The sequence below is a fragment of the Salinilacustrithrix flava genome, from assembly GCF_041228405.1.
Lineage (GTDB): Bacteria > Actinomycetota > Acidimicrobiia > Acidimicrobiales > Salinilacustritrichaceae > Salinilacustrithrix > Salinilacustrithrix flava.
In genome coordinates, this window is record NZ_CP133888.1 from 2,655,456 (window position 1) to 2,676,659 (window position 21,204).

Annotated in this window: 16 protein-coding genes; 11 read left to right on the forward strand and 5 right to left on the reverse strand. The window is 68.1% G+C overall.

Annotated features, from left to right (window positions below; translation table 11 throughout):
• Window positions 1-65 precede the first annotated feature (65 nt).
• Window positions 66-2,345 carry a hypothetical protein gene (locus RGQ06_RS13100; RefSeq protein WP_432428651.1) on the forward strand — a complete coding sequence of 760 codons (2,280 nt, stop codon included), beginning with the start codon at window positions 66-68 and terminating at the stop codon, window positions 2,343-2,345.
• Window positions 2,346-2,723: 378 nt separating this feature from the next.
• Here the strand turns inward: RGQ06_RS13100 and RGQ06_RS13105 are convergent, their stop codons facing one another.
• From RGQ06_RS13105 to RGQ06_RS13125, 5 genes are all read right to left on the reverse strand, one after another.
• Window positions 2,724-3,134 (reverse strand): hypothetical protein, encoded by a 411-nt coding sequence (locus RGQ06_RS13105; protein WP_432428652.1) that lies wholly within the window; start codon window positions 3,132-3,134, stop codon window positions 2,724-2,726.
• A 29-nt stretch (window positions 3,135-3,163) separates the two neighbouring features.
• On the reverse strand, window positions 3,164-6,211 hold the full coding sequence (locus RGQ06_RS13110) for a type I restriction endonuclease subunit R (protein ID WP_432428653.1): 3,048 nt from the start codon (window positions 6,209-6,211) through the stop codon (window positions 3,164-3,166).
• Between the two features lie 16 nt (window positions 6,212-6,227).
• Window positions 6,228-7,457 carry a hypothetical protein gene (locus RGQ06_RS13115; RefSeq protein ID WP_432428654.1) on the reverse strand — a complete coding sequence of 410 codons (1,230 nt, stop codon included), beginning with the start codon at window positions 7,455-7,457 and terminating at the stop codon, window positions 6,228-6,230.
• A 14-nt stretch (window positions 7,458-7,471) separates the two neighbouring features.
• Window positions 7,472-9,505: a type I restriction-modification system subunit M gene (locus RGQ06_RS13120; protein ID WP_432428655.1), complete on the reverse strand. Its 2,034-nt coding sequence runs from the start codon at window positions 9,503-9,505 to the stop codon at window positions 7,472-7,474.
• A gap of 236 nt (window positions 9,506-9,741) precedes the next feature.
• Window positions 9,742-10,116: a hypothetical protein gene (locus tag RGQ06_RS13125; protein WP_432428656.1), complete on the reverse strand. Its 375-nt coding sequence runs from the start codon at window positions 10,114-10,116 to the stop codon at window positions 9,742-9,744.
• Between the two features lie 282 nt (window positions 10,117-10,398).
• On the opposite strand from RGQ06_RS13125, the gene RGQ06_RS13130 reads away from it, so the two are divergent.
• The 10 genes from RGQ06_RS13130 to RGQ06_RS13175 all read left to right on the forward strand — a co-directional run bounded on the left by RGQ06_RS13130 (window position 10,399) and on the right by RGQ06_RS13175 (window position 21,145).
• Window positions 10,399-10,929, forward strand: a complete 531-nt coding sequence (locus RGQ06_RS13130; protein WP_432428657.1) for a hypothetical protein — start codon at window positions 10,399-10,401, stop codon at window positions 10,927-10,929.
• A complete protein-coding gene (locus RGQ06_RS13135) occupies window positions 10,926-12,725 on the forward strand; it encodes a hypothetical protein (RefSeq protein ID WP_432428658.1) in 1,800 nt (599 codons plus the stop codon). The genes RGQ06_RS13130 and RGQ06_RS13135 overlap by 4 nt, the downstream gene beginning before the upstream one ends.
• The gene (locus RGQ06_RS13140) at window positions 12,722-13,504 is read left to right on the forward strand and encodes an AAA family ATPase (RefSeq protein ID WP_432430672.1); all 783 of its coding nucleotides are present in this window, start codon (window positions 12,722-12,724) and stop codon (window positions 13,502-13,504) included. The genes RGQ06_RS13135 and RGQ06_RS13140 overlap by 4 nt, the downstream gene beginning before the upstream one ends.
• The gene (locus RGQ06_RS13145) at window positions 13,501-14,787 is read left to right on the forward strand and encodes a hypothetical protein (protein ID WP_432428660.1); all 1,287 of its coding nucleotides are present in this window, start codon (window positions 13,501-13,503) and stop codon (window positions 14,785-14,787) included. Before RGQ06_RS13140 ends, RGQ06_RS13145 begins: the two co-directional genes overlap by 4 nt.
• Entirely contained in the window at window positions 14,784-15,545 is a 762-nt protein-coding gene (locus tag RGQ06_RS13150) for a helix-turn-helix domain-containing protein (RefSeq protein WP_432428661.1), read from the forward strand. The genes RGQ06_RS13145 and RGQ06_RS13150 overlap by 4 nt, the downstream gene beginning before the upstream one ends.
• Entirely contained in the window at window positions 15,538-16,377 is an 840-nt protein-coding gene (locus RGQ06_RS13155; RefSeq protein ID WP_432428662.1) for a hypothetical protein, read from the forward strand. Before RGQ06_RS13150 ends, RGQ06_RS13155 begins: the two co-directional genes overlap by 8 nt.
• Before the next feature lie 232 nt (window positions 16,378-16,609).
• A complete protein-coding gene (locus RGQ06_RS13160) occupies window positions 16,610-18,472 on the forward strand; it encodes a DEAD/DEAH box helicase (RefSeq protein WP_432430673.1) in 1,863 nt (620 codons plus the stop codon).
• On the forward strand, window positions 18,472-18,711 hold the full coding sequence (locus tag RGQ06_RS13165) for a hypothetical protein (RefSeq protein ID WP_432428664.1): 240 nt from the start codon (window positions 18,472-18,474) through the stop codon (window positions 18,709-18,711). The genes RGQ06_RS13160 and RGQ06_RS13165 overlap by 1 nt, the downstream gene beginning before the upstream one ends.
• A gap of 110 nt (window positions 18,712-18,821) precedes the next feature.
• Window positions 18,822-19,862: a hypothetical protein gene (locus RGQ06_RS13170; protein WP_432428665.1), complete on the forward strand. Its 1,041-nt coding sequence runs from the start codon at window positions 18,822-18,824 to the stop codon at window positions 19,860-19,862.
• 533 nt (window positions 19,863-20,395) lie between these two features.
• Complete coding sequence (locus tag RGQ06_RS13175) at window positions 20,396-21,145, forward strand: SIR2 family NAD-dependent protein deacylase (RefSeq protein WP_432428666.1); 750 nt, start codon at window positions 20,396-20,398, stop codon at window positions 21,143-21,145.
• Window positions 21,146-21,204: the final 59 nt, after the last annotated feature.

Below are 21,204 nucleotides of genomic sequence, written 5' to 3' on the forward strand. Positions count from 1 at the left end.
ATGAAGCCACCCGGGGACGCCAGTCGGTGTCCGGTGGCGTCGCAGCCGGCGTCTACCTTGACGCCATGGCAATCAGGTGGGGGCGGGCCCTGGCCGTCGCGGCCGCGATCGCAGTGGCTGCGTCCGCGTGCAGCAACGGCGACGACGACGAGCAGACGCAGCGCAACGAAGCGACCGTCGAAGCCGAACCCGCGGCCGCGCTCGTCGACGACGACGGACCGTTCGCGCCGACCGGGGACCAGATCGTCGACGTCGACGCGGTCGGTGCCCTGTACTCGGGCAACGTGGCCGACGTCCCCGACGGCATCACCGCCACCGCCGCCCCCGAACCTGACCCGGTCGAAGGGATCCTGGCCGCCGGGCCCGGTATGCACGTCGAGGTCCCCGGCCCCTTCACCGGAACCTTCGAGATCCACCTCGCCATCGCAGACCCGCCGACCGACACCGCCATCCCCGGGATCCTGCACCAACGACACGACGGCACCTACGTCCTCGAGCCGGGCCTGTGGAACCCCGACACCGGGACCGTCATCGCCGGCGCGACCAGCTTCTCGACCCGCTGGGCCGTCTGGTACGACGCCGCCCAATGGGTCACCGACGCCGCTGCGACCGCTGCGCAAGGGGCAGTGACCGTCGTCGGTGGCGGCATCGACTTCGTGGCCGACTTCGTCACCGGACGCACCGACCCGCCCCCGTGCCGCAACGACCCGCCGTCGTGGGCGACCACGACGTTCACCGAGGCCGCGTCGGTGCACGTGTGCTCCCAGTCCAACGACGACGGGGCCACCAGCCGCACCGAGCTGTTCCTCAAGTCGAACCGGCGGACCGCCCAGGTCGTCACCGTCGCCAGCGGCCACGACTACCTGTGGGCCCAGGACCAGGACTCCGACGCGCACCGCAAGGTCCTCGCCTGGGCGGCCCGGGTCGAACCGGGATCGAACCTGGTGCTGCTCGGCGAGCACGAGATGTCGATCGGGTTCCGCCGGCCCGCGTTCACGATGGCCTTCGACACCCGCGCCTACCAGACCTGGACGCTCATCGTCGCCAACCCGATCCTGGCCGCCCTCGGGAACCTGCCGGCCAAGACCGGCACGGCCCTGGCCGTCTCCCTCGCCTCCTACCGCTGCGCCCAGGAGATCTCCGGCATCGACGTGTTCAGCGTCGACATCACCCCCAACGACCTGGGCCCGGCGCCCGAAGCGATCGGCAAAGCGGTCCGCTGCGGGTTCGAGCTGATCCAAGAACCCGAGCTCGTCGGCGGCATCGCCCGCGAAGCGCTCGGCGCGCTCGGCATCACCGGACGTGACGCACGCGCCGTTCTCGGTCAGGTCGACGACGCCGCCGCCAAGCTCGCCCCGACCGCAGCGCGCATCGCCGCCGCCCTCGCCGGCGGGTCGGTGCTCACGAACTCCTTCGACGGCCTGTTCGACAACGCCGCCGAAGGGCTCATCACGACCACGATGACCGGCACCCTGTCGGAAGAGACGCTCCTGCCGGTCGCGAACTGCCAGGGCCCGTGCACCGTGTCCGGGCGGGTCACGATCGACCATCCACGCTGGGGCCCCACGCACCTGATCACCATCGGACCTGACGGGCTCGGCAACTTCTGCGCGGACCGGATCCTGTTCGCCGTCGACGACCGCGGCGAGGTCGTGTGGGACTCCGGGGCGAACACGAGTGGCTGCCCCTGGTACGCGATGGCACCCGCCGGGCAAGGCGACCACGGCTCTGACGTGGCCCGCCCCGTCGACGCGGCCGGACGCATCTTCTTCGACTGGGACCCGGGCCGGTACAACGGCGTCGCCGTCCTTGCCGTCACCGACGACGGCTTCGAGGACTACGGGACGCTCCCGTCACCGGACTACACCGCCTCCAGCCACTACTACGCGTACACCGTCGACGTCGACGGGGACGGCACCTACGAGATCGAACAGCACACCAACACCTGCCAGCCCACGTGCGCCGGCGGGTTCATCTCCCAGACCCTCTACCGCTTCGACCGGGACGGGTTCGTCGGGGTCCCTGGACCGCCCGACACCCGATGCGGGGCGGTCTGGCTCGGCGAAGCCGACGGCTTCGGCGCCTACGCCTCCGATGTCGCCGACGGGATCACCGTCACCGGTGTCACCTGCGTCGAAGCGCTCTACGGCAGCCTCGGCAGCGGGATCGGCAGCTCGCTCGTCGACCGCATCGCGGGCGCGCACACCCCGTACCAGGGGGACGCGACGTTCAGTGCCGAAGGCCTGTCGTGCACGGTCACCGACGTCGAAGGCTCCGCGTACGAGTTCTACGACTGCAGCGACGGGACCCGAGCCGTCAGCTTCGACCGGTACGTCGAACCGTAGGGGACTGGGTCGCGCCGGGGCAGGGGGGATGCAATCCACCGGTTCCCAAGCGAACTCAACGACAGACAGCCCAGAGACGCTGCGCCTCCGACGCTCCTCGTGAGGGCCGGAGGTCACGGTGCTACGAAAACTCGTAGCAGGCTGCTCCACCCAGGTGTAGCACGGTTCAGCGGCGCGGCCTCCCCTGCGAGCTGTCAGCGGAGATGGGGATGATCTGCGAGTGGTGTGTTGGAGCACTGGCCGCAGCGGCGACCCGGCGAGCGTGGGGCATCGGATGGTCGACGACGACTACGGCCGGCCAGGACCGACGCTGTGCGGCCGCTCGACGCACGGCCTGTTCTTCCGCCGGGACGTGCCGTGGGAGCGTGTACCGGAGCGTCAGCGCTGCCGGGAGTGCTCGGCGAGATCGGAGTCCTCGAGGTCGTCCCACTCGATCATGCCGGTCATCCGTCGCGCCCCCTTGCCCCACGGGACCGGGCGGTGAACAACGACTCGATCAGCGTGCCGCTCAAGAGCCGTGTACGGCTCCCACTGCGCCGTGTACGGGATGAGCGAACCAGGATCGGGAGCTTCGTACCGGGGGAAGCGCACGTAGCGGCACAGCTCGATGTCGAACTTCCAGATGCTGTTCTCCGTCACGATCGTGCGTACCCCGTCCACCGTCACCACGTCCTTCCACGCAGGCAGTGCGCCAGGTCGCTCGGCCAGATCGTCGGCTCGTTCATCTGGTCGAGTGTGCGCTGACCCTCCGACAGCCATCCGCACCAGGCCGGCGTAGACGATGCCCACCGGCCGAGCGTCCGGCCCACGCGTTGGAGCTAGTCGTCGATCGGTAGTTGGGGGCGCAGGTGCTTCTCGGCCGCCTTGCGTCGCGCGAGCGGCAGGATCCACCGGCGCATGACGTCGCGTAGCTCGGTGTTGTTGAGCAGCTCCTTGCCGAAGTCGGTGTTCTGCTCGAACACCTCGAGGATCGCGTCCATGTAGACGGAGTCGAACGCACCGAGGGCGAAGGCCTCGTCGGACTGGTCGGCGGCCGCCTGTTCCTGGATCGACGGGTCCTCGGACACGACCTCGGCGATGGTGGCGCCCATGACCTTGTGCACGTCGGTCAGGTCCTTGCCGAACCGCTCGTTGACCTCGGCGACGACCTCGGACAGCAGCAGCTTCTCGTCCGGTGTGAGGCTGCCCGTTCCGTCGGAGAACGACACCTCCTCGCTCTGGCCCGGGTCGAGCTCGATGGCGCCGGCGCCGCCGCGGGTGATGTTGACGTGGGTCAGGTCGAGCCGGTCGGAAGGGTCGTAGGAGCCGGGTCCCTCTGCGGCGAGCTTGCGGGCGAGGATCTTGCAGTACTCGAAGTTCTTCTCGGCGTCCGTGTCGCCGTAGGGAAGCACCTGGGCGAGGAAGGCGTAGATCCGCAGGAACTGGAGCAGGGCGCGGCGGAACTCCTCTTGGTCGCCGCCGTCGAGTCCGGCGAAGCGGAGTTCGGCGCCCTTGAAGGTCTCGGAGATCTTCTCGTGGGCGTCGGCAGGCTTCACCGGCACGAACCACACCGCTGCGAACGCGTCGACGTCGTCGGAGTCGATGACGAGGTAGTCCTCGACGCGCTCCCAGATCTCCGAGAGCACCTGGGGGCTCGTGGCCACCGACACCGACGTCGTGTAGTACGGATCGAAGGCCTTCTTGATGTCGTCGGCGTCGTTGACGAAGTCGAGCACGAACGTCTCGTCCTTGTCGGGGTGCATCCGGTTGAGCCGCCCGAGCGTCTGGACGGCGGCGACGCCCTTGAGGGGCTTGTCGACGTACATGGTGTGCAGGAGAGGCTGGTCGAAGCCGGTCTGGTACTTCTCGGCGACGACCATCACCTGGTACTCGCCGGTCCCGAACCGCTTGGCGGTCTGGGACTCGGGGAAGCCGTTCATGTTCGTCTCGGTGTACGGGTCGGGTAGGCCCGCGTCCGGGTCGGTGACCTTGCCGGAGAAGGCCACCAGCGCCTTCAGGTCGGTGTAGCCCTTCTTGGCGATGTAGTCGTCGAGGGCGAGCTTGTAGCGGACAGCGTGGAGCCGGGACCGGGTGACGATCATGGCCTTGGCCTTGCCGCCGATCCGGTGAGCGACGTGCTCCCGGAAGTGCTCGACGATGATCTCGACCTTCTGGTTGATCACGTGCGGGTGCAGCGACGCGAACCGGGCGGCGGCCGCGGCGGCCTTGGACTTCTCGACGAGCTCGTCGTCGGAGGTGGCGAGGCGCCAGTACACGTCGTAGGTCGTGTAGTTCGCGAGCGTGTCGAGGATGAAGCCCTCCTCGATGGCCTGGCGCATCGAGTACACGTGGAACGGCCGGTACTTCACGGCGCCGTCAGCGTCGGTGTAGGCGGTGCCGAACAGCTCACGGGTCTTGGACTTCGGCGTTGCCGTGAACGCGAACATCGAGAGCCGTTCGCTGCGCTTCCGCGCTGCCGCAGACGCCGCGATCGCCTTCGTCACCTCGTCGTCCTCGTCGTCGTCCCAGCCCTCCTCGCTCTCGGCCTCCTCGAGCGAACTCGCCGTCAGCGTCTCCTTCATCTTCTTGGCCGAGTCCCCTGACTGGGACGAGTGCGCCTCGTCGATCAGAACGGCGACCGCCCCGCTGTCGAGACCCTGCAGGACGTCGAGCTGCTTGGCGAACGGGAACTTCTGCAGCGTGGTCACCACGATCCGCACCGACGGCCGAGCGAGAGCGTCGGCAAGATCCGCCGACGTGTCGGCGCCGACGACCTTGCCCTTCGCCGACTTCCGCTCGAACTGCTCGACGACCGCACGCAGCTGGGAGTCCAGGATGGTGCGGTCGGTGATGACCACGACCTTGTCGAAGATCCGCTGGTCGTCAGCGTCGTGGAGTCCCGCGAGCCGGTGAGCGGTCCACCCGATCGTGTTCGACTTGCCCGAGCCCGCTGAGTGCTGGACCAGGTAGGTCTGGCCCGGCCCGTTCTGCAGCGCATCGCGTTCGAGCTTCGTCACGGCGTCCCACTGATGGAACCGGGGGAAGATCAGCTTGGGCTCGGGCAGCGGCTTGCCGGCATCGTCGGTGTGGGAGATGTGCACGAAGCGGTGGAGGATGTCGAGGAACGTGTCCCGCTGCCAGATGCCTCGCCACATGTAGGACGTTGCGTGGGACCCGTCGTCGGAGTCGTAGTTGCCCTTGCCACCGGTGCCGTCGGGGCTACTGCCCCGGTTGAACGGCAAGAACCTGGTGTTCGCCGCAAGCAGGGTCGCCATGAACACGTCGTCGGTGTCGAACGCGAAGTGGACGACCGCCCGGTTCCGCAGGTGCGTGTCGTGGTGGTCGCGGTCGGTCAGGTACTGCTGGATGGCCTCGTCCACCCGGGACGACGTCATCGAGTTCTTCATCTCGGCGTCCGCGACCGGGAAGCCGTTGACGTACAGGGCGATGTCCAGTTCGCCCCAGGTCCCGTCGGGTTTCCGGACCGGCGCCTCGCGTACGACGGTCAGCCGGTTCGCGTCGTAGGCGGCGAGCAGCTCGGCGTTGAACCCGTGGGCCGGCTTGAAGAAGCAGAACCGCACGGGGACGTTCAGGATCTTCTTGCCGTGCCGAAGTAGCTCGAGAACCTGGCCGGGCCGCTTGTCGAGGTCGGCCACGACCGCTTCGAGGAGCACCGTCTTCCAGTTCAGCTGCGACGCCTTGGCGCGCTTGTCGAGCTCGGCGACGACCTTGGGCTGGGTGTCCTCGAGGAAGGCGTACAGGTCGTCCGCGATCAGCCGGTGCACCTTGTGGACGTCGGCGGGCGGGCGGGCGGCCCAGCCGGCGTCGGCGACGAGGGCGGCGGCGACCTCCTGCTGGAACTGGTCCTCTGTGTGGATGCCGGGCATCGGTACGACCGTCCTTTCAGACCGTGATCTCGCCAGTCACCGCAGCGGTGATCAAGGCCTGCTTGCGTTCGTTCAGTAGCTGCCTGAAGCTCTCGGTTCGTTCGCGGACGGCATGGAGCGCTGTGAGGTGTCCATCCAAGGTGGCGACGGTGGCCTCCTGGGCATGGGGATCCAGGTTCGGAACCGGCAGGGCCCTCAGCTTCATAGCGGGGAAGCTGCCGAAGGTAACCGCCGACGTGATGACTGGGTACCAACCGGACCCGTAGTAGGCGCGAAGCACCCAGTACAGGTAGCGCTGGCTGAACCCGTCGCTTGCGCGGACGCAGTGGACGTGGTTCTGCAGGATGGTGAGGTGATCTGGCTCCTCCAGCAGGTGGGCCGCCTTGCCCGCTGTGGCCCCACCTTCGATGACGAAGACGTCGCCCTCTCGGATCCGCAGTTCGGCACATTCGGTCGGGCTCGCCCACATGGTGTCGAGGCCGGTGAGTTCGACCTCCTCGTAGCCGATGTTGGACGCCTTCAGGTAGGGCGTTTCCTGTTCAGATTCCTGCGCCTGCTCGGACTGCAAGGTCTTCCCAGAGAAGGTCTTCGCAGCGAGCCACAGCGGGATGTAGCCGCGTGGCGCTGCACCAGGAAACGGTGTGAAGGGGACGCCGTCGTCTACGTGAAGCAATGTGGCGGCCTCCGCTGCTAGCCGCTCCTCTGCACGCATGAGCTGCTTCCCGGATGCAGCCACTGCTCGGTCCATTCGCCCGGTCTCGCAGTCGAGGTAGTTGGCGATTCGGCGTTGGTCGTCCAAGTTCGGAAGAGGTAGGTCAAGTTGCGAAAGCTCTTCCCAGTAGAGGCGCCACTGCGAGGGTCGGATGCCGGTACTACGTCGGGCGTACTCCTCGAAGAACGGGCGCGAGCGCAAGAGATAGTGCAAGAACCGGCGGTCCACCGTTGCGCCGTCAGTGCGGCACACCAGGTAGTCGCCACTCACGATGCCCCGGTGCTCGGACACGCCTACCGAACCGGACCAGGCCTTCATCTTGTTGAAGACGACGTCTCCTGGCTCCACGAGCTGGTAGGCGTCCAGGTTTTCGGGGGTTCGGTTGTGGTTGTCGGACCGAGAACTCTTCGGGATGACTCCGTGGTCCCGGTACACCGACAAGACCTCCTCGGTGACGTGCCCGGTGCGCTTCGTTGGCGTCAACGCCATCCACACCGGCTGCCTCTGCCATCCGTGCGGCACCCGCAGGTCCATGGGTGTTGCTCTGGTCACTCCGTCACCTCGGTGAGAAGCGCGAGGATCTCGGCCTCTACCGCCTTGATGTCAGCGTCGATCTCGCCGAGCGGTCGGGGTGGGTCGTACCGGTAGAAGATCCGGGTGAAGGGGATCTCGTAGCCCACCTTCGTCTTGTCGTGGTCTACCCAGGAGTCCTGAGCGTGGGGATGGACCTCTGCTGCGACGTAGTTGTCGACGCCTACTCGTGTTGGGTCGACGGTGGCATCGGTTGGGTCGAAGCCCGCCGGCAACGGGACCGTCTCGATCCCGCTCAGTTCGGGGTCCGCGACCAGGTTGCCCTTCCCGTCAATGAGCAGGTCAGCTGACGGATCGGGCACGGACAGCGCCGCAGCGACGGCATTCTTTGCCTTCTTCAGGAGCGCGTTGAAGTCCCCGTCCTCGCCGAGCGACTTGAGCGCATCGGAGAGAGTCCCTGCTGCCGGAAGCTGCTCGACGGTCTTCTCGACGGCGGCGAGTACGTCGTCGGCCCGCTCGGCGTCGGCCTTCCGGACGTTCTCAGCGTTCCAGTCCGGGTGGTCCCGGAGCCGACCGACGGCGCCTGCCCCAGGGGCGTATCTGGCGCGCTTGGGGCGCTCGATGGTGATCCGGCGGAAGCCGAACGCTTCGTTGGGGAGAATCGTCGAGCGGTCGCAGGTGACCATGTCGCCGTAGAGCCGGACGATCTCGTCGATGTGTCTCTGAGCGAGTTCGTTGCGCTTCTCGCCGAGGGGCTTGCGCATCCGCTGAAACAGGTCGCGAGCGTCGATGAGCTGGACCTTGCCCTGGCGGTCCGGGGCCTTGCGGTTGGTGAGGATCCAGATGTACGTGAGGATGCTCGTGTTGAAGAACATGGCCTCGGGGAGGCCGATGATCGCCTCGAGAAGATCGTTCTCGATGATGTGGCGCCGGATCTCGGACTCGCCGCCGCCGGGGGCGCCGGAGAACAGCGGGGAGCCGTTGAACACGACAGCCATGCGCCCACCTTGCTGCCCCTTGGCCGGATCGTAGGGCTGGAGCTTGGACAGCATGTGGAGCAGGAACACCATCTGGCCGTCTGCAGTGGACGGCAGTCCCGGACCGAAGCGGCCCCGGTCACCAAGCTCGGCCTGCTCGGCCTTGATCTTGGTGGCGTACCCCTTCCAGTCCACGCCGTACGGGGGGTTCGCGATCGTGTAGTCGAAGGTACGGCCCGTGAACGCGTCCTCGGTGAGGGAGTTTCCGAAGGCGATCTCAGCACGGTCGGCTCCCTTGAGGAGCATGTCGGCCTTGCAGATCGCGTAGGACTCGTCGTTGAGCTCCTGGCCGTACGGCACGACTGTGGCACGGGCGTTCATGGCCGTCACGCGCTCGTCAGCTACCGACAGCATGCCGCCGGTGCCCGCGGTGGGGTCGTAGACAGAGATGACCTTGCCGGGCTCGGTGAGCGTGTCGCCGTCGTTGACGAACAGCAGGTCGACCATCAGCCCGACGACCTCACGTGGCGTGAAGTGCTCGCCAGCGGTCTCGTTGGACTGCTCGGAGAAGCGACGGATGAGCTCCTCGAAGACCGAGCCCATGTCCGAGTTCGTGACCCGATCTGGGTGCAGATCGATGTCGACGAATGCGGACATCACCTGGGTCAGGAGGTTCCGTTCCGCGAGCTTGTCGATCTGTGCGTCGAAGCCGAACTTGTCCATGATGTCCTGGACGTTCGTCGAGAAGCCGAGGATGTAGGACCGGAGGTTCTCCGCGACGTAGGACTCGTCGGCGATGACGGTGGCGAACGTCAGCGGGGACGTGCAGTAGAAGGACCGACCGGAGGCCCGGGTGAGCAGCGGGTGCGGGTCGTCGAGCCCCGCCTTCTTCGCCTTCTCGGCGGCGTCGAGCACGGCCTGCTTCGAGTCCAGGAGAGCTGCGTCCAGCCGGCGGAGCACGACCAGGGGAAGGATGACCTTCCCGTAGTCGTGGGCCTTGTACGAGCCTCGGAGGACGTCAGCAGCCGCCCAGATCGTCCGAACGGCTTCGGTGTGGCTGTAGGTCTGGGTCACTTGGTCTCCCACGAGGCGGCGGTCAGGCGGAGGGGCTCCGTGCCGACGGACCGTCCGGAGGTCGCCCGTGGTGTCACTCCACACGTCCCGGTCGCTCGAGCGGAACGCAACCCCGTGCCCCCCGGGGGCGGTCCGTTGACCACTCCGTCCGCGTCGAGACCCCTGCCGTCATCACTGCCCACCGTTCCGACCGTACTGGCCTGGTGTGACACCGGCCGGGACGTGGCGAGTCGGGATCAGTGCAGGAAGCTGAGGTCTGCGCGGGTGACGCCGGGAGGAAGGAGGTCGTCCGCACTGTGCAGTTCCGGGAGCAAGGACACGTCGCCGAGTGCGATCGCCCAGGTGCACAGGTCCTCGATCGAGACGCGGTAGCGGCCGACGAGCTGGCCGCGCAGGTAGGGATCGTTCGCCACACCCAGCCGGCGGGACAGTTCCACCTCCGGCTCGACGAACATCGCGTTGAGGGTGCAGACCGCAAGGTGGTGCCAGTACGCAGCGATCAGGACACCGAGCTCCTCAGCCGACTCGGGCTTGAGCCATGGGGAATCGGGAACCCGACCGAACGCGGACGGATCGACCATCAGCTCGCGTGATCGGATCCTGTCGCCCATGGCGTCTCGCTACCGACTGGGTCCCAGCGGCGACAGGTCCTCGCGCGCAGTCTGCGCGCGGCACGATCGACAGGCGGGCGCCGATCCGCACGGTGCCCTGCCATGCGAAGGCGAGTACCAACCGAACGAGCACAGTCCCAGCCACGGGTGACCGCCGATCCCGAGGCGGTCACAGCGGGCGCCTACCAGATCGATGGCGACAGGTGGTGGATACCCCTTGCGAACGTACGTTCGATCCGCGAGGCTGGGGAAACACCATCGCCCCGACCATCGGGAACTGACATGTTCGACAACACCATCGCCAGGCAGACCGGGACCATCGTCCACCGGCTGGTCCGCGTCGCGATCGAGCAGGACCTCGGTCCCGACGACGTTCGAGGCCTCGCCGAAGCCTGGTGGCGAGAGAACCCCGTCGGTGGAACGACCGCATGGCAGACCCGCACCCGTGCCGTCCTCGCTGCGAACGTGTACCTGCGCTTGCTCCGGCCCGTCGGCTGGGATCTGCTGGGAGCCGAGCAGCATCTCGGTTCGTCCGTCGCTGACCTCGTCTGGGGTCTGCGCACGACGGCCGGTGAGATCGTGGCGGTCTTCGTCGACGAGCTGAAGACCGGACGGGACCCCCTCACCGAGCCTGAGCTGATCGACCAGGTCGCCCGGCTCGAACGAGACGCGTCGGAGCAGTGGCCTGGCGTGTTCGCCGGCGTTCGCGTCGCCGAGACCCGGCACGCATCGCGATCCCGCTTCTGGACCAGCGACGGATCTCGACTGCTGGCCGCCCAAGGACCCGATCTGGGTGGGGAGGTCCGGTCATGAGCGACGACAACGTGAACGAGCAGTTCGAGGCGCTGACCGCCGGGCTGCGCTACACGGCCCAGGACCCCGAAGCGATCGAGGCGGTCCGTGAAGCACTCGACGGCGGACGTGCACTCAGCGAGGAGCGCAACAAGGAGCTCCAGGTGCGGCTGGGTTGTTCCCGCGCGACCGTCTGCCGCATCCGTGACCGCATCGTCGCAGAGCTGGAAGACGAACCGGAGCCGGAGAACTCCTTCGACAGCCTGGAGCGGTACGGATCCGACGGCTTCTACTTCGACGAGCCCATGTTGGTCCTCTACCGGATCCTGGACTGCAACCAGGCTGAGCTCGGTCGGGCCCTGGCAGCGGCTGGGTACCCGAGGCCGTCACCGGCCACGATCTGCCGCCGCCTCGACGACCAGACCCCTCGCGTGGTCGATGGCGTGAGGTACGGGCACAAGAACCGCTACCGGTTCCAGCTCACCCGCCGCTTCGAGTCCGCCGCCCCCTACGACCTGTTCCAGGTCGACGAGTTCCACATCCCCGTCGACGTCCTCGTCCCCCTCGAGCGCGGCGAGAAGATCTACAACGACGACGGCAAGCGCATCGACCCTGTGCAGCCCGACGGTCCAGGCGGCCGGCTGTTCAAGGTGATGCAGCCACGGCTGCTGGTCCTGCTCGACGCGTACTCCCGCTACGTCGTCTCCTACGCCGTGCTGTTCAAGCCGGCAGCCACGATGCGAGACACGCTCGCCCTGTTCGCGGACGCCTTCGTCCGCCGTGAGATCGACGGCCGAACCATCGGCGGTGCCCCGGACATGATCGGTACCGACAACGGCGGCGCACTCTGCGGCCACCTCGTCTCGGCGTTCCTGGAGCTCGTCGCCTGCGACCTCGACATCGCACTGGGCTACTCGCCCCAGACGCCCGGCAAGGCCAAGATCGAAGCGAACGGCAAGCCGATCAAGCGTCGGCTGACCACCGGCATCGTCGGCCGTCGGACCGAGGCCCGGAGCCGGGACGGCTACGACATGGCAGCCGTCGATCCGAAGCTGCTGCTCACCGCGGACGAGTTCCTCACGCACGCCCACGGGGTCATGCAGGAGTGGAACTTCGAGCACGTGCACAGCTCCACCGGCGAAGTCCCCTTCGAGCGGTTCACCCGTGACGGCGTCATCGGAAATGCCGTCCCCAACGAGGTCCTGGCGATCGCGTTCCTCCAGGCCCAGCACGTCAGCTACGACCGGCTCAGCGGCGACGGCCGCCGCCGCGTCGACAAGGAAGGCGTCCGCCTCTTCGACGGCACCTACCACCAGGCCGTCGGCTTCCACGACGAGATCGGGTCGACCGTCGAGATCCGCACTCTCCACCACCGCCGCGACTACCAGATGGCGTTCACCCTCGACGGCAAGTTCATCGACATCGTGAAGCACCCCAGCGCGTGGACCGAGGACGACGACCGCGAACGCAAGGCCCGCGCCGTCGACGACACCCGCACCATCAACCGGGTCCACAAGGCCGCCGCGAACTACACCGCCGCCGCCGCGTCGACGACCCCCGAGGATCTGGCCGCCGAGGCGGCCCGGCTCGCCATGCGCAACGCCGAAGTCGACGACGCCAAGGCCGCAAAGCGCGACGTCACCCGCCCCGACGACGTCGGTCCCCGCCGCCGCAAGAACACCAAGGACGCCGTGGACCTCGAGGCCAACGACGACACCTACGACCTGACCAGCGCCATGGCTGCCATGGCCGAACACGAGAACGACGACGTCGTAGTCGACGCCGAAGACACCGCTGTGACCGAGGAGCGAGCATGACAACGCAACTGCAACTGCCGTACGGGCCCCACTGGGGAACACTCGCCTCCCTCGACGATGTAGCGACCGTGGAGACCGACGCGCTCCTGCGCCTGCGTGTCCGGGTCGACGAGGCGATCCGGCGCCGCACGATCCTGGTTGTCACCGGACGGTTCGGGACCGGGAAGTCGTTCGGCGTGGCTCGTGCGGTAGAAGAACGCGCCCCCGTCCACGACGTCGACGTCGTCTGGTTGGAGATGCAGGCCTCAACCGGCCAACGCGACCAGTGGCACGAGCTCTACTACGAGATCCACGGCTACTACCCGGCGAAGTCCGCAACGATCGGCGACGTCATCCGCATGCTCAAGCACGACCTGGCGGAGCGGCCCCGTGTCCTCGTGCTCGACGAAGCCCAGGAGGTCCACAAGCAGGTGTCCAAGCAGCTCCGTTGGCTGCACGAACCGAAATCCTCGGACTTCGGGCTCATCTTCTCCGGCACACCCAACCTGTGGCACGACCTGCTTCCCGGTGCGATCCGATCGAGAACAGGTCACCACGTCAAGGTGAAGGGCCTCAGCGACGAGGACGCAGTGAAGCTGTTGCCCCAGTTCCATCCGATCTTCGCCACCGCGGATCCCGACGACCTCCGTCGATGGAACCGGACCCGGGCTCGCGGGTCGTTCCGCTGGTGGGCTCGCATCCTCGAGAACGCCGTCGACCTGCTACCGCACCTCGACGGCAAGCTCACCGACCGGGCCATGGCCGTGATCTGCGCTGACCTGCCCGAGGGCATGTCGTGACCGCCGCCGACGTGACGCCCCGGGTCTGCGTGGTCGGGGACTCCACGGAGTGGCCGGCCTGGCTGGCATCTCGCCCCGAGCACCACCCGAACGTCTTCTGCGTCGACGTCCCGCCGTTGACCATGCCAAGCGTCGTCGACGCCGCCGAGGCCGTCCTCACCGGACTGGGCAAGGACGGACGTCTCACGTTCGCCAAGCGAAGCGCCGAAGCTCTCGCCGCAGCCTGGCTGTCGGTGACCCACCACACCGACGCCCTGATCGTCGACGTAACGGTGCTCCGCGGACGCGTCCTCGAAGATGTCGTCCACATGCTCGTGGCGTTCGGGATCCGCCCGTGGCTGGTGATCCCCTCCGGCGACTACGACGACCTCGATGAGCGAACCGACCTCGCCACCGAGCTCGTCGACCACTTCGACGGCGTCCTCCTCAGCCCGGCCGAGACCGTCGCGGCGTGGCCCGACACCGCCGACCCGACCGCAGCGGACACCGATGACGACGGGGACTGGCCGCTCGTGCCTCGGATCGACGCCGTGTACTTCCGCAGCGCCGTCCGAGACCTTCTCGACCCAGACGACGCCACGTTCGTGGACACCTACTTCGTGTCCACCGTCAAGGAGATCCGCGACGAGCTCTCGCAGCCGAACTTGCAGATCCGCTCGGTCGAGAAGCTGCTCCGCAACCGGATGCACGACGCCGTCACCGACGACGAGCTCATCACCATCGTCCGAGCCGCCCAGGTCGCCGCCGCCACGACCCGGTTTCGGATCTTCGTCAACCCGATCCGGCTCTTCGGCGCCTGCAACGTCCTGCCACGCCGCGGCCACATCGTCCGCGACGACTGGTGGACCCGCCTCGACCGCTACCGCGACCCCGACGTCGGCACCGTCGCCGCGCTCCACATGGCCGGCATGGACCTCGCCGACATCCACACCCTCGCCACCGACGACGTCACCGAAGGCCCGGACGGCTCGGCAACCGCCACTGGCGCCTCCGGCGCGCCGTTCACGCTCACGGGACCCGCCGCTCGCTTCTTGCGTGCCTCGGTCGCCTGGCGCATCTTCGGCGCCGGGCCGGGCCCGTTGTTCTCCACCCATCGCGCCGACGGCATCTCGAACCAGCGCCTCGGGCACCTCGCACGCGAACCGATGACGGTCGGGATCCGACACACCGGCGTCAAGGCATGGCGCAACGAGCCGACGGCCGAGAACTGGCTGGCCAACTACGGCATCACCGTCGACCGATCCACGAAGGCGAAACGCCGAGCGGAGCAGAAGTCCGCATGAGCACCGCCACCAGCCCACGCAAGCCCAGCCGGCGCCGCCCCAAGTACCACCTGATCGACCCGACGATGGTCCGCCAGCGCCGTCTGACGCTGCGCCTCTCCGCCGACGTCCTCGCTGACCTTCTCGGTGTGTCCGCCGGCGCCATCGACCACCTGGAACACGGCGGCGAGCAGAACCACCTCACGATCGCCTACATCGCGGACCTCGCTCGCTTCCTCGGGGTCACCCCCACCGAGCTGCTCGCCCCACCCACGGGGATCCCGGGCGGGGACGGTGACCTCGTCGACCCCGACGACCCCGTCACCGTCGGCCGCATCCTCGCCGAGGTCGGCGTCGTCCATGCCGACGACCTCGCGATCTCGCTGAACTGGTCGACCGGACGGACCTTCTACGCGCTCACCGTCCTCGAAGAGCGCCTCCACGGTGTCGGCCAGCGGCTCTCCTGGCTCGCCGACAGCCAGGTCGCCATCATCCACGCCCCGGGCGACCCCGCTCCGCTGGCGCCCCTCACTCGGAACACGATCGCGGCGTGGGGCGTGAAGGCCGACGAGGCCTCCATGATCGAATGGGTCGCCCGGAAGGGCCAGCACCGCACTCTCGGCCAGGAGATCAACCCGATCGTCGTCAACCGCCTGAAGGCTGCTGGCATCCTGACCGACACCGTCGTCCACGGCCCTCGAGCGAAGAGGGCCGCAGCCGGCGAGGAAGCGTTGCGTTTCACCGACGATGCCCGCTTCAACCTCTGCCTCGATGACTGACGACCTGCCGCGAACACCGTTGCGGCTGCACCAGACCCACGAGGCTGTCGAGATCCACCTGGACGGTGACGCGTGGGCATGGGCGTGGACGCCCAACGTCGACGACCCGGACCAGCGCATCGAGATCGATCTGCTTCCGGACCTCGCGCTCGTGTGCCACGCCGGGCGTGGCCGCACTGTCGAACCGGCAGCTCTGCCCGGTGAACCCCCGGGACTGACGCTGCTCGTCAGCGTCAACCTCGGCGCTCAGGGCGCCGCCACGATCGACGGGCAGCAGATCTCCGAGGAGGCAGTCACGTACCTGGCCGCTGCCGGTCTCGTCGCCCTGATCAGAGCGGGCCGGGACGCAGAGCACGGCGATCCGGTCACTGCTTCACCGGACGACGACTGGGCTTCGGCTGAGGCGGCTCGGCTCGTCCGGGTGGCGCGGTCGAGGCTCCTGGACGAAGAACCGGTGCTCAGCGTCGACGCGCTCATCGACAAGCGCGTCGAGCTCGCCGGGACCCGAGGCAACAGCCCGATCCAGGTCCGATCGTGGGTGCAGTACCAGCGCGACCGGGGGCGGCTCGTCACCATCACCACCGGTGGGGTCCAGTACGTGCCGCTGTACCAACTCGACGACGCGTTCAGCCTCCGCGAGCGTGCCGCGGCGATCAACGTCCGGCTGCACGAAGCGGGTTTCAGCGAGTGGGCTGCCTGGGACTGGTGGACGGTCCAGTCGCCGTGGGTCGAAGCCCGGCCCGTCGATCTCCTCGAGGCGGCAGGGAACGACCCCACCGCAGCCGAGCAACTGGAGGCTGCCGTCGCCGGCCTGCTCGTCGAATCCGGGTAGATGAGCAGGCCTGACCAGCGCCGGCGCGAACCGCGCTCGCGCGCAGGGTGCGCGCGGCAGGGACTACATCGCTGTAGTTACAGCGATGTGAGTAGTAGAGTCAAATCGAACTGCCACTTCCGGCAGTCGGTTGATTCAGCTCCTGGGGGCCGCACCGTACCGACGGATGCGTAGGGGCTGGTGGATGCCAACAGCCTCAGACGCCACCGACCCCTCACAGGAGGCCCCGGCCGTGCTCAGCAGCGACTCGATCGCCCAGTTCTTCGCCAACGCTCCGGTCAACATCGCCGGCAACCCCTACCTGCGGACACCTCAGATCGACGGGCACGCCGCCGCCGTTCGGCACTTCGCCACCTCAGACGAGCGAGCCATCGAACAGATCCCAGTCGGGTGCGGCAAGAGCGGTCTCATCGCCCTCCTGCCCTTCGGCGTGGCACGCGGGCGGGTGCTGGTCATCGCGCCGAACCTCGCGATCAAGGACCAGTTGGCTGACGATCTCGACGTGACCTCGGCATCGTGCTTCTACCGGCGTACCAACGTGCTGGCGGATCTGTCGAGTGGGCCGTTCCGGGCCGAGCTCGACGCTGACGCCAACATCCACGACTGCCACAACGCCCACATCGTCGTCACCAACATCCATCAGCTCGCCGAGCGGGCCGAGGGTTGGCTGTCGCAGTTCCCCGCCGACTTCTTCGACCTCATCGTCGTCGACGAGGGACATCACAACGCAGCTCCGACCTGGCAGAACGTGTTCGATGCGTTCCCCCTAGCCCGGGTCATCAGCCTCACTGCCACGCCGTTCCGGGCGGACGGCGCCGAGGTCGCCGGCGAGAGCATCTACAAGTACACGTTCCGGGAAGCGATCCGAAAGGGCTACATCAAGGACATCAGGGCCGAGAACGTCGCACCCACCGAGCTCGTGTTCACGTACCAAGGCGACGAACGTCGCCACACCCTCGACGAGGTCCTCGAGCTCCGCGAGGAGGACTGGTTCTCCAAGGGCGTGGCCCTCGCCGAGGAGTGCAACAAGTCCATCGTCGACGCGTCCGTCCTGTGGCTCCGCGACCTCCGCACCACCGGCACCCACCACCAGCTGATCGCCGTTGCATGCAGCATCGACCATGCCCGCCAGATCCGCGGCTTGTACGCAGAGCTGGGTTTGTCGGCGAAGGTCATCCACTCGCGCATGGAAACCGCCGACAAGGACAACGTCATCCGCGACCTGAAGGCCGGGATCCTGGACGTCGTCGTCCAGGTGCAGATGCTGGGCGAAGGCTTCGATCACCCACCTCTCTCGGTGGCCGCAGTGTTCCGGCCGTTCCGGTCACTCAGCCCCTACATCCAGTTCGTGGGGCGGGTCATGCGCGTCAACGTGCAGAACGCTCCGCAGCACCCAGACAACCGTGGCGTCGTGGTCTCCCACATCGGCCTGAACATCGAACGTCACTGGGCGGACTTCAAGCGCCTCGATGCAGACGACCAGGAACTGATCGCAGGCTGGGTCGGCGGGAACAGCGCCGAGAACGCCGGCGGGGACGGGGACGGCGCATCACCGTGGCGCGACGGCGGCCACATGGACGTCACCCGTGAGATCCTCAGCGACCGCTTCATCTCCGACCTCTTCCTCGATGACGCCGATGACGACGCCGTCATCGACAACGCGATGGAGACCTCCCGGGAACAGGGGCTCGACCTCGAACTGCTCGGGATCACCCGCGACGACCTGCGCCGCCGCTTCGCCGAGGCTCGCGCCCGATCTGGTCCCGTCGGTCCGGAGCGCTTGCCGGTGCAGCCGCAGGCACACCGCAAGGTTCAGCGCCAGCGACTCGACGAGCAGGTAAAGAGCCAGGCATCGACGGTTTGCTCGACTCTCGGCGAAGCTGCGTCGGGGCGGCGTATCGCGCTGCTGGGTGGCACGGGGGCGACCAACAACCTCGGTGCGGTGATCGTCTTGCTGAACCGGAGGGTCAGCACCCACCCGGCAGTGGATGGAACGGATCGTGCTGAACTGAGCCTGGACCAGATCGAGGCCGCACGCGCTGCGCTTCCGGAACTCGCTCAGGAAGTCGCAGCCGAGCTGGCTGGCCGGCTCTGATGCCAGGCCGTCCCCGGTCCGTCCTCCTCCGGCTCGAGGTGCGGCCTGCGGGGCGGCGCTGCACCTGCGCCCACAACACCGCACACGTGATGCTCAAGGGCGATCTGCGCTTCGTCGTGCGTGACCGAGGCCCCGCTGCCGGCGAGAAGGGCTACTGCGCCGCCTGCGCCTCCGAGATGCTCGTCAAGGCCAAGGCGGAGCTCGACGCACTCGAAGCGGCTCTCCAGCCATTCCACTGACGCTGACGTACCCTGCGGCCATGGCGGTGGTGTGCCCGTGCGGGTGCGGGAGTCGTGTCGGTTGGAGTCGTCGTGGGTACGCCGCTCGCTACGAGGCGATCGGCGAGGCGATGGCTGACGCCCGCCAGGTCGCAGGCGACGCGTTTGATGGTCTGCTGCCCGAGACCCTCGCCGGGGACGTCGCGATGGCGTTGCGTGTGTACGGCTCGCTGCGCAGCCAGTTGCTCGCTCACGTGCACGGCGAAGCCCGGCCCGGCAGCCATGACGACGGCGCCACGTTGAACGAGGTCAGTTCGGCGCTCTTGACGTCGCTGCCCGCTCTGGCGGCCGCCGCTGCGTCCCACGGGACCGCGCAACGACGCCAGGACGCACCGCCCTCCAGCTACGTCGGGTCGTACCAGCGGATGGGCACCCAGGAGATCCTGCTCGGCTCCACCGGTTCGGGAGTCGTCCGGGTGGCGCTGGGCAACGTGCGCCACCGGCACAAGCCGGTGCCGACAACGTCGCTTGTGGTCTGCGCCGCGGCCGGGCTCCTCGCCGCTGCCGACGAGCACGCCGAGGCCATCATCGACGATCTCGGCGTTTGTCTGGCTGGCGTCGACGTGCGTCCCGATCTTGCGCTCGTCCACGTCCGAGACGTCCCGGTCGTCCGGGACCGGATCGCCGACCGGCTCGCCGGGGATGTGCTGGTCGAGACGGACGACGGCCCCGACCCGGGCTCGTCCGACGACCCAGGCGACAACTTCCTGTTCGGTTCCGTTCTCGGCCGCGACGGCGACTACGCCCACGGCCTTGAGGACTGGGCCGGCATCGAACTCGACGACGTGCCCGCAGTGGACGCCGGCCGGTACATCGGCGCGGTCTGGGTCGCAGCGCTGTCGGAGACCACCGCACAGCGCCCGGCGGTCCCGGCGCTCAGGTTCGCTGAGATGCCCCACGATGTCAGCGAACTTCGGGGGCACGGAACCACGCTGATGTACGGGATGCTCGAGGCGGAGCTCCACTGCCGGAACTTGGTGGCGCTCGAAGCGTTCTGCGAGACGTTCCGGCCTGACCAACCCGCCCATGAGCACGTCGCAGCGCTGTACCCGCTGCTGGAGCCAGCTGTCGCCGAACTCGCCGGAAGGTTCCAGACAGCGGCTGAGCGCTGATCGTGGCCGCCGACCTCGGCGGGCTTCTCGGTCCCGGACGCTACGAGCAGCGCTCCCCGCACAGACCTCGGTCGCCGTCGAGCACAGCGGCGTGAGCGCCGCGTTCGTGGGCCCGGACGCCTCGTCGCCACCGCAAACGCGTCACAGGCGACGCGCGTTTGCGGTGAGACAGCTGAAATCCACAGGCACTGGAGCACCCGTGCGGCCGTGAGACATAGAAAGGATCCGGGGTGAGACCGCGGAAATGCCGCACGAGGTCGGCCCGAGGAGGGGCAACCAGAAGCGCTCGACGTAGGCGCCGCGCGGGTCGACGCCCAGGTCGTCGCAGACCGGGTCGGCCCAGGGCACGACGAGCAGGGGTGGCAGGCGGGGCTCGGTGGTGGCGGATGCGTGGGTGGCGGGCACGGGGGTCTCCCTCGGGTGTGCGCTCGGGGGAAGCGCATCGAAGCACACTCTCGTGCACTTTCGATGTCTTCCGATCCGACCATGGGGCCGGGTAGCCTGTCAAGGCCGTCGAGCCGTGGAGGGGTGCCGTGGAGGAAGCGATCGAAGCCGGGCGCGAGCTGCTGGCCGGGGCCGGGCGCGTGGTGGTGCTCACCGGCGCCGGCATCAGCACCGACAGCGGCATCCCGGACTTCCGGGGCCCCAACGGCGTGTGGACCAAGGACCCCGAGGCCGAGAAGCTGGCCACCCTGGACCACTACGTGTCCGATCCGGCCATCCGGGCCAAGGCGTGGCAGCGCCGGCTCGAGACGCTGTCCACCACCTACGAGCCCAACCCCGGACACCACGCCCTCGTGCGCCTCGAGCAGCGCGGCGCGCTCGACACGCTCATCACCCAGAACGTCGACGGCCTCCACCGGCGCGCCGGCACCAGCCCCGACCGACTCGTGGAGATCCACGGCACGACCAGCGACGTGATGTGCCTGGACTGCGACGACCGCGCCCCGATCGAGAAGGCGCTCGACCGCGTGCGCGCCGGCGAAGCGGACCCGGCCTGCCGGTCCTGCGGCGGCATCCTCAAGACCGCCACCATCTCCTTCGGCCAGGGCCTCGTGGTCGACGACCTGGCCCGGGCCGACGCGGCGGCCCGGCGGGCCGACCTGCTGCTCGCCGTCGGCTCGACGCTCGGCGTGTACCCCATCGCCAACGTCGTCCCCCTCGCCAAGGTCCACGGCGCGCCGGTGCTCATCGTCAACGGCGGCCCCACCGAGATGGACGATCTCGCCGACGTGCGCATCGAGGGTTCGATCTCCGAGGTCCTGCCCGCCCTCGTCGGCTGAGGGGGGAATCCCAGCACGCAGCGTCGTGACGTCGTACCGTTTCGGTGTGCACCGGACCC

Coding starts and splice junctions, on each gene's coding strand:
- RGQ06_RS13100 (WP_432428651.1), top strand. CDS start 66: ATGGCAATCAGGTGGGGGCGGGCCCTGGCCGTCGCGGCCGCGATCGCA.
- RGQ06_RS13110 (WP_432428653.1), bottom strand. CDS start 6,211: ATGCCCGGCATCCACACAGAGGACCAGTTCCAGCAGGAGGTCGCCGCC.
- RGQ06_RS13115 (WP_432428654.1), bottom strand. CDS start 7,457: ATGGACCTGCGGGTGCCGCACGGATGGCAGAGGCAGCCGGTGTGGATG.
- RGQ06_RS13125 (WP_432428656.1), bottom strand. CDS start 10,116: ATGGGCGACAGGATCCGATCACGCGAGCTGATGGTCGATCCGTCCGCG.
- RGQ06_RS13130 (WP_432428657.1), top strand. CDS start 10,399: ATGTTCGACAACACCATCGCCAGGCAGACCGGGACCATCGTCCACCGG.
- RGQ06_RS13135 (WP_432428658.1), top strand. CDS start 10,926: ATGAGCGACGACAACGTGAACGAGCAGTTCGAGGCGCTGACCGCCGGG.
- RGQ06_RS13140 (WP_432430672.1), top strand. CDS start 12,722: ATGACAACGCAACTGCAACTGCCGTACGGGCCCCACTGGGGAACACTC.
- RGQ06_RS13150 (WP_432428661.1), top strand. CDS start 14,784: ATGAGCACCGCCACCAGCCCACGCAAGCCCAGCCGGCGCCGCCCCAAG.
- RGQ06_RS13155 (WP_432428662.1), top strand. CDS start 15,538: ATGACTGACGACCTGCCGCGAACACCGTTGCGGCTGCACCAGACCCAC.
- RGQ06_RS13165 (WP_432428664.1), top strand. CDS start 18,472: ATGCCAGGCCGTCCCCGGTCCGTCCTCCTCCGGCTCGAGGTGCGGCCT.
- RGQ06_RS13170 (WP_432428665.1), top strand. CDS start 18,822: ATGGCTGACGCCCGCCAGGTCGCAGGCGACGCGTTTGATGGTCTGCTG.